The organism is Microbacterium sp. (assembly GCF_041909575.1).
Classification (GTDB): Bacteria; Actinomycetota; Actinomycetes; order Actinomycetales; family Microbacteriaceae; genus Microbacterium.
The window spans coordinates 1-6,965 of the sequence record NZ_JAYRDE010000137.1 but is presented as its reverse complement, the minus strand read 5'-3'; the positions used below and the strand labels follow the sequence as shown (position 1 = coordinate 6,965).

Here is a 6,965-nt window from a genome sequence, read left to right as displayed (position 1 = left end):
TGGCTGAGCCTCAACCACGACCTGTCGCTCGTCGCCTCGGCCACCGGCCTCGATCCGTTCTCGCACGAGAACGACGAGCACGGCATGCTCTTCATCAACAAGACGGGCCGGGATGCCGGCATCCGCGTCGAAGCGGGCGTGCTGGCCGGCCCGCGCGCCGGGGTCTCCTACGCGCTCATCGTGTGCTTCGACGACCTGTCGATCATGCATCGGATGCGCGCGCACGAGGCCTTCCGCACGCTCGGCATGGAGCTCATGGAGTACGTGTTCTGACGCGGTGAGTGGCCCCGCGGCGGATGACGACAAATCGCGAACTGAGGCCGATTCGCGGCATCCTCTCCTCATCTCGGGACCTCTCCTCATCTCGTGTCAGCGACGCAGCCCGGCTAGACCCCCTCACGCCGCGCCGCGGCGGGGAGCGGCGTCCGGAACACGGCGTACGTCGTGATCGCGAGCACGACGATGCCGATCGATTCGATGATCACGGTCTCCGGAACGAGCGCGAGGTCCCAGGTCGAGCGGATTCCGAACAGTCCCACGGTGAGCGCGAGCACGAGCGCTCCGAGCGTCGCGACGAGGAACAGCAGGCTCAGGACGGTGGCCAGGCGCAGCATCCGTCCGTGCAGCACCAGCATCGCGATCGCCAGCACCAGCGCGGCGACCGCGTTCAGCACGAACATGACGCCGAGCACGCCCCCGGTGCCGTTGAAGACGAGATACAGATGGATGCCGCCGGCGGCGAGCAGGAACAGCGCGCTCAGGATGCGCAGCGCCCAGAGGAGCCGCGAGTTGCCTTCGGTCATGTCGTCGACCTCACATTCCTTCGTTGGTCCGCTTCATCGCGGGTGGCCGGGAGCCTGCGGTGCGCGGCGAGCCACAGCACGTCGCGGCCGAACGATTCGAGCAGCAGGGCCAGGGCCAGCAGGGTGACGGCGAGGTCGCCCGCAAAGGGGAGGAGACCGGATGCCGCGGCGACCAGGGCGACGCCCGTCACGGCCGTCACCACCTTGCGCCAGTACCGGGGCGGGAGGGTCCGGCGCATCCACGGCAGCGCCCAGCCGGCGGCGACGAACGCGTAGCGCAGCATCCCGATCACCAGCACCCACCAGCCCAGGCTGTGCGCGACGTAGGCGCTGAGCGCGAGGAGCAGGAACGCGTCGACCTCCATGTCGAACCGGGCGCCGAGCTCGCTCTCGCCGTGCGTGCGGCGCGCGAGCCAGCCGTCGACGGCGTCGAGCGCGAGCGCGACGGCTGCGATCCCCGCGAGGAGCGGCACGGCCACGGGGGCCGTGAACGACGTCGCGACGAGGGCCGTGACGAGGCCGACGAGCGTCGACCTCGTCGCCGTCGCCGCGTTCGCCCACCCGAACGACGACGTCCGCGCGCGACGCAACCCCCTGGCGAGGAGGGCGCCTGACGCGACAAGGTAGGCGAGTCCGGTGGTCCATCCGGCCGCCGACAGCGGGGACAGACGGTCGACGGCGAGCAGGCCGGCCACCCCTGCCAGCGTCGACAGGAGCGGAGCGAGATGAACCATCGGCATGGGGAGCACCGTTTCTCCGTCATGGATATCACCGGTGACACGGATCCGGGGCGGTTTCCGGTTCAATCCGGCGGGATGCGCGCCTGATGCGGGCGACGGCGTTCTGGGTCGAGGCCCCCTCCGGAGGGGCACTGCGGGAGGTCGCACCGGGCGACCCGCGGCCCGGCGACGTCGTCGTGCGCACCCTCGTCACGGGCATCAGCCGCGGCACCGAGTCGATCGTGTTCCGCGGGAAGGTGCCCGCGACGGAGCGGGAGCGGATGCGCGCGCCGTTCCAGGAGGGCGACTTCCCGGCGCCGGTGAAGTACGGCTACCTCAACGTCGGCGTCGTCGAGCAGGGGCCGGAGGAGCTGGTCGGACGCACGGTCTTCACCCTCTACCCGCACCAGTCGGCCTTCGTCGTGCCGGCGTCCGCGGTCGCGGTGGTGCCCGAGGGCGTTCCGCCGCGGCGCGCCGTGCTCGCGGGGGCGGTGGAGACGGCGGTGAACATCCTGTGGGATGCCGCGCCCCTCGTGGGCGACCGGATCAGCGTCGTCGGGGCGGGCATGATCGGCTGCGCGGTCGCGCGCCTCGCCCGCGGCATCCCGGGCGTCGAGGTCGCGCTCGTGGACGTGGATGCCACCAAGGCGGAGGCGGCGGAGAACCTCGGGGTGGCCTTCGCGTCGCCCGGCACGGCGCTGGGGGACCGGCACCTGGTGATCGACACCAGTGGCTCGGCGGAAGGACTGCAGCTGGCGATCGACACCGCCGCGATCGAGGGCGAGGTCGTCGAGGCGAGCTGGTTCGGCGACCGCGCGGTCAGCGTGAACCTCGGCGGAGCGTTCCATTCGCGGCGCCTCACGGTCCGCTCGAGCCAGGTCGGCATGGTGTCGCCGCGCCGGCGGGCCACCCGCAGCACCGGCGACCGTCTCGCGCTCGCACTCGACCTGCTGCGCGACCCGGTCTTCGACGTTCTTCTCACGGGGGAGTCCTCCTGGCGCGACCTCCCCGATGTGATGGCGGCGATCGCGGACGGGTCGGCGCCGGGACTCTGCCACACCATCGACTGGAGCGACGCATGACCTACTCCCTGACGGTCCGCGACCACATGATGATCGCCCACAGCCTCGCCGGCGAGGCGTTCGGCCCGGCCCAGCGCCTGCACGGCGCCACCTATGTGGTCGACGCGACGTTCCGCGCGGCGGAGCTCGGCGATGACGGCGTCGTGGTCGACATCGGGCGTGCGAGCGAGGTGCTGCGCGGCATCCTCTCGCCCGTGTCGTACCGCAATCTCGATGACGAGCCCGAGTTCGCCGGCGTGAACACGACGACGGAGCGGCTGTGCGGCGTGATCGCCGAGAAGCTCGTCGCCGCGGCGCGGGACGGCTCGCTCGGCGATGCGCCGCTCACCGGGATCGTCGTGACGCTCCGCGAGTCCCACATCGCCTGGGCGTCGTTCGAGGTGGAGCTGTGACCGACCCGGTGCTGTGGTTCGTCGTCCCCGAGGGGGTCGACGATCCGGCGCGGGTGAGCGGGGGCAACGTCTTCGACCTCCGCGTCGCCGACGGGCTGCGCGGGCTCGGCTGGGATGTGCGCCTGGTCGAGAGCGGGGCGGATGCCTCGTCGCCGGCCGCGCTCGCCACGGTGCCGTCGGACGGGCTCGCCCTGGTGGACGGGCTCGTCGCGATCCGTGCGCCCGAGGCGATCGAGAGGGCGCGCGGCCGGGTGCGCCTGGCTCTGCTCGTGCACATGGTGGCCGGGGCGTTCGCCGATGCCGACGTCGAAGCGCTCGCGGCCGAGAGGCGCGCGCTCGCCTGCGCGGACCTGGTGCTGGCGACGAGCGCGTGGGCGCGCGACGAGCTCGTCGCCCGGGGCCTCGTCGCCCCCGAGCGGGTCGCGGTCGCCCCGCCCGGGACCGACGACGCCCCGCTGGCCGAGGGCACCGCGTCGCGCGCGTCCCTGCTGTGCGTGGGTGCCGTCGCCCCCCACAAGGGCCAGGACGTGCTCGTCGACGCGCTCGCCGCACTCGGGCCGGGATGGACCTGCACGATCGCGGGCTCGGTCGCCGTCGACCCCGCATTCGCCCGCCGGGTCGCGGACCGGGCGGCCGATCTCGGGGTGTCCGATCGCATCCGATGGGCCGGGGCGGTCGGCCGCCGCGAGCTCGACGCCCTCTACGACCGCGCCGATGTGCTCGTCGCGCCCTCGCGCACGGAGAGCTTCGGCATGGCCGTCGCGGATGCGCTGCGCCGCGGCATCCCGGTCATCGCCACGCGTGTCGGGGGGATCCCCGAGGCGGTGGATCCCGGTCGCGCGGCGATCCTGGTGTCGCCCGGCCGACCTGCGGCGCTCCGCGAGGCGCTGCGGCGGTGGATGACCGAGCCCGGTCTGCGCGACGCGCTCACGGCCGAGGCGCGGCGCGAGGGGCCGCACCGGGCCGACTGGAGCGACACCGCCGTCCGGGTCGATCGGGCGCTGCGGGGGCTCCGGTGAGCGTCGTCATCCCCGTCTCGGCCGACTGGCTCACGCTGCGCGAGCCCGCCGACGCCGCGGCCCGGTCGCACTCCCTGGCGCGCCGGGCGGCGCGTCTCGTGCACCCGCCCGCCGTCGTGCACGATCTGGGAAGCGGCACCGGATCGATGATGCGATGGCTGGCGCCGCAGCTGCCCGCGCCGCAGACCTGGGTGCTGCACGACTGGAATGCCGACCTCCTCGCCCACGCGGCCGCCGAGCCGCCGGCGTCGGTGTCGGATGTCGACAGCCGCGTCGGCCACCTCGAGCACCTGGGGGCCGACGACCTCTCGGGTGCGTCGCTCGTGGTGACCTCCGCGCTCCTCGACGTGCTCTCGGCCGACGAGGTCGAGGCGATCGTCGCGGCGTGCGTTCGCGCGGGCGCGCCGGCGCTGTTCGCCCTCACTGTCGCGGGGCGTGTCGACATCGACCCGGTCGACCCCGGCGACCGCCTGTTCGAGGCCGCCTTCAACGACCACCAGCGCCGCGTCGCCCACGGGCGCCGCCTGCTCGGTCCCGACGCGGTCGCGGTCGCGGCCGAGCTCTTCCGCGCGGCGGGATGGTCGGTGCGGACGGATGCCTCGCCCTGGCGCCTCGGGGGCGACCCCGCACTCGTCGGTGAATGGCTCGAGGGATGGCTCGCCGCGGCCGTCGAGGAGCGCCCGGCGCTCACGGAATGGGCGGACGAGTACGCCCGCACGCGCGCGGCGCAGCTCGCCGCCGGCCGGCTGCGCGTCGCCGTCCACCACCACGACCTCCTCGCGTGGCCGGCATGAGCGCCGTGACGGATTCTCGCCGAGAGAGCGCAGACGACCGATCCGAGGCCCCGGGAACGGCGATTCGCGCTCTCTCGAGAAGGCACCCGGCGAGGTGGGGGCCGTGGGTGCGGGGCGTCGCCGGGGCGGGGGTCCTCGCGGGCGTCGCGGGGATCGTCGGCGGGGAGCCGTTCGTGCGAGGGATTTCGTCGATCTCGGTGCCCGCGATCGCCGCCGCGCTGGCGCTCGCCGCGGTCGCCACGGCCGCGGCCGCCTGGCGCTGGCGCACGCTCGCTGCGCGGATGGGCCTGCGCCTGGGATGGGGTGAGTCGATCGGCGCCTACTACCGGTCCCAGTTCCTCAACACCGTGCTCCCGGGCGGGGTCGTGGGCGACATCCACCGGGCCGTGTCGCACGGCCGCAGCGTGGCGCAGGTCGCGCAGGCGTCCCGCGCGGTCGCCGCCGAGCGTGCGGCCGGGCAGGCGGTGCAGCTCGCCCTCGCGATCGCCGTGCTGCTCGCGATCGGTGCATCGGCGGCCGGCTCGGCGGTCATGGTCGTCGCCGTCGTCGCGATGCTCCTGGCGGTGCTCGCGGTGGCCGCAGGGGTCAGCCGCCGCGTGCGGGGCGCTCTCCTGCGGGAGCTCGCCGTGCTGCGCGACGCCTTCGCCTCGGCCGGCACCGTGCTGCGCGTGGCCGCGGCATCCGTCGTCGTCCTCGGCGCGCACGTCGCGACCTTCCTCGTCGCGTGCGCCGCCGTCGGCGTCGCGGCGTCACCCGAGCGAGTGACGGCGGCGGCCCTCGTGGCGGTCCTGGCCTCGTCGATCCCGTTCAGCCTGGGTGGGTGGGGGCCTCGCGAGGGCGCTGCCGCGTGGGCCTTCGGCATGGCGGGGCTCGGCGCGGCGGCGGGGCTCGCCGCGGCCACCGCGTACGGCGTGCTGGCGATGATCGCCGTCGCTCCGGGAGCGATCGTCGTCGCGGCATCCGTCGTCCGTCGCCGGCGGAGTCGCAGCACCCTCCGTACCCGCGGGAACGGAGTTCCCTCATGAGCCGGCCCTACGTCACCCTCAGCTGCGCGATGTCGCTCGACGGCTACCTCGACAGCGAGGCGCCGCGCAGGCTCGCGATGTCCAACGCCGAGGACTTCGACCGCGTCGACCGGCTGCGCGCCGACAGCGACGCGATCATGGTCGGCGCCTCGACGGTGCGCCGTGACAACCCGCGGCTGCTCGTGCGCAGCGAACGGCGACGGATGCTGCGCCTCCACGACCACCGTCCCGAGACGCCCGTGAAGGTCACCGTCACGGCGAGCGGCGACCTGCCCGCGGACTCGTCGTTCTTCTGCGCCGGCGACATCGAGAAGATCGTCTACTGCCCCCGGGGCGAGTCGGCGCGGATCGCGCGCACCCTCGCACCCGTGGCGACCGTCGTCGCGCTCGGGGACGAGGTGACGATGGCGGCCGTCGTGGACGACCTCGCCGAGCGCGGCATCCATCGCCTCATGGTCGAGGGCGGCGGACGCATGCACACGCAGTTCCTGGTGGAGGATGTCGCCGACGAGCTGCAGCTCGTGATCGCGCCGTTCTTCGTGGGGGAGTCGCAGGCGCCGCGCTTCGTCGGCGAGGGGCGCTTCCCGTGGAACGCCTCGCGCCGCGCGCGGCTCACCGAGACGCGGCCGATCGACGACGTGGTGCTGCTGCGCTACGCGCTGTCGGACCGGTTCGAGGCGGGTGCCGGTGCCGACGCGATCCCGCAAGGGCCCCCCGACGGTGAACGGCCCGTCTGACCTGCGGGTCCCGGACGAGCGCTCCGCGCGCCGTGAGCGCCGCGCCGCCGCGCTCACGGCGGTCGCCGTCCTGGCGCTGCTCGTCGTGCCGCTCGTGCCGGGGGTCCTCGCCGGCGCGGGGCCCGCCGCGCTCGTCGCGGTTCCCGGCGAGTCGATAGCGATCGTGCTCGTGCTGCTCCTCGCGGCGGGGCGGGCGGTGCGCACCACCGCGGCGGTCGCCTTCGCCGCGGTGGTGGTCGTCGCCGTCCTGGTCGCCGCCCTCGACCTCGCGTTCCGGGCGACCATCGACCGGCCGTTCAACGTCGCCGACGACGGGAAGGCGGTCGTCGACGGCTACGGCGTCGTGGCGGATGCCATGGGGCCGGTCGGCGCGGCATCCGCTGCGGTCCTGGCC

At 74.3% G+C, this 6,965-nt stretch carries 9 protein-coding genes and 1 pseudogene; 8 read left to right on the top strand and 2 right to left on the bottom strand.

Going from position 1 to position 6,965, the window contains the following annotated elements:
- Positions 1–273 (top strand): annotated as a pseudogene (locus tag ACE3O1_RS14140) (serine hydrolase); the annotation flags it as partial.
- Positions 274–386: 113 nt separating this feature from the next.
- On the opposite strand, the gene ACE3O1_RS14135 reads toward ACE3O1_RS14140, so the two are convergent.
- Entirely contained in the window at positions 387–803 is a 417-nt protein-coding gene (locus ACE3O1_RS14135; protein WP_374316113.1) for a hypothetical protein, read from the bottom strand.
- Positions 800–1,543, bottom strand: coding sequence for a CDP-alcohol phosphatidyltransferase family protein (locus tag ACE3O1_RS14130; protein WP_374316111.1), 744 nt, complete (start codon positions 1,541–1,543; stop codon positions 800–802). Before ACE3O1_RS14130 ends, ACE3O1_RS14135 begins: the two co-directional genes overlap by 4 nt.
- 86 nt (positions 1,544–1,629) lie before the next feature.
- On the opposite strand from ACE3O1_RS14130, the gene ACE3O1_RS14125 reads away from it, so the two are divergent.
- The 7 genes from ACE3O1_RS14125 to ACE3O1_RS14095 all read left to right on the top strand — a co-directional run.
- Complete coding sequence (locus ACE3O1_RS14125) at positions 1,630–2,604, top strand: zinc-binding alcohol dehydrogenase (RefSeq protein ID WP_374316109.1); 975 nt, start codon at positions 1,630–1,632, stop codon at positions 2,602–2,604.
- The gene (locus ACE3O1_RS14120) at positions 2,601–2,996 is read left to right on the top strand and encodes a 6-pyruvoyl tetrahydropterin synthase family protein (protein WP_374316107.1); all 396 of its coding nucleotides are present in this window, start codon (positions 2,601–2,603) and stop codon (positions 2,994–2,996) included. Before ACE3O1_RS14125 ends, ACE3O1_RS14120 begins: the two co-directional genes overlap by 4 nt.
- A complete protein-coding gene (locus tag ACE3O1_RS14115; RefSeq protein WP_374316105.1) occupies positions 2,993–4,015 on the top strand; it encodes a glycosyltransferase family 4 protein in 1,023 nt (340 codons plus the stop codon). The genes ACE3O1_RS14120 and ACE3O1_RS14115 overlap by 4 nt, the downstream gene beginning before the upstream one ends.
- Positions 4,012–4,809 carry a class I SAM-dependent methyltransferase gene (locus tag ACE3O1_RS14110; protein ID WP_374316103.1) on the top strand — a complete coding sequence of 266 codons (798 nt, stop codon included), beginning with the start codon at positions 4,012–4,014 and terminating at the stop codon, positions 4,807–4,809. Before ACE3O1_RS14115 ends, ACE3O1_RS14110 begins: the two co-directional genes overlap by 4 nt.
- Positions 4,710–5,834 carry a lysylphosphatidylglycerol synthase domain-containing protein gene (locus ACE3O1_RS14105; RefSeq protein WP_374316101.1) on the top strand — a complete coding sequence of 375 codons (1,125 nt, stop codon included), beginning with the start codon at positions 4,710–4,712 and terminating at the stop codon, positions 5,832–5,834. Before ACE3O1_RS14110 ends, ACE3O1_RS14105 begins: the two co-directional genes overlap by 100 nt.
- The gene (locus tag ACE3O1_RS14100) at positions 5,831–6,571 is read left to right on the top strand and encodes a RibD family protein (RefSeq protein WP_374316099.1); all 741 of its coding nucleotides are present in this window, start codon (positions 5,831–5,833) and stop codon (positions 6,569–6,571) included. The genes ACE3O1_RS14105 and ACE3O1_RS14100 overlap by 4 nt, the downstream gene beginning before the upstream one ends.
- A partial coding sequence (locus tag ACE3O1_RS14095; RefSeq protein WP_374316097.1) for a hypothetical protein occupies positions 6,555–6,965 on the top strand: 411 nt, incomplete at its 3' end. The genes ACE3O1_RS14100 and ACE3O1_RS14095, both read left to right, overlap by 17 nt.

Bases quoted from the DNA above. Each gene is read 5' to 3' on its own strand.
- ACE3O1_RS14120 (WP_374316107.1), top strand. From the start codon at position 2,601: ATGACCTACTCCCTGACGGTCCGCGACCACATGATGATCGCCCACAGC.
- ACE3O1_RS14100 (WP_374316099.1), top strand. From the start codon at position 5,831: ATGAGCCGGCCCTACGTCACCCTCAGCTGCGCGATGTCGCTCGACGGC.
- ACE3O1_RS14135 (WP_374316113.1), bottom strand. From the start codon at position 803: ATGACCGAAGGCAACTCGCGGCTCCTCTGGGCGCTGCGCATCCTGAGC.
- ACE3O1_RS14105 (WP_374316101.1), top strand. From the start codon at position 4,710: ATGGGCGGACGAGTACGCCCGCACGCGCGCGGCGCAGCTCGCCGCCGG.
- ACE3O1_RS14125 (WP_374316109.1), top strand. From the start codon at position 1,630: ATGCGGGCGACGGCGTTCTGGGTCGAGGCCCCCTCCGGAGGGGCACTG.
- ACE3O1_RS14130 (WP_374316111.1), bottom strand. From the start codon at position 1,543: ATGCCGATGGTTCATCTCGCTCCGCTCCTGTCGACGCTGGCAGGGGTG.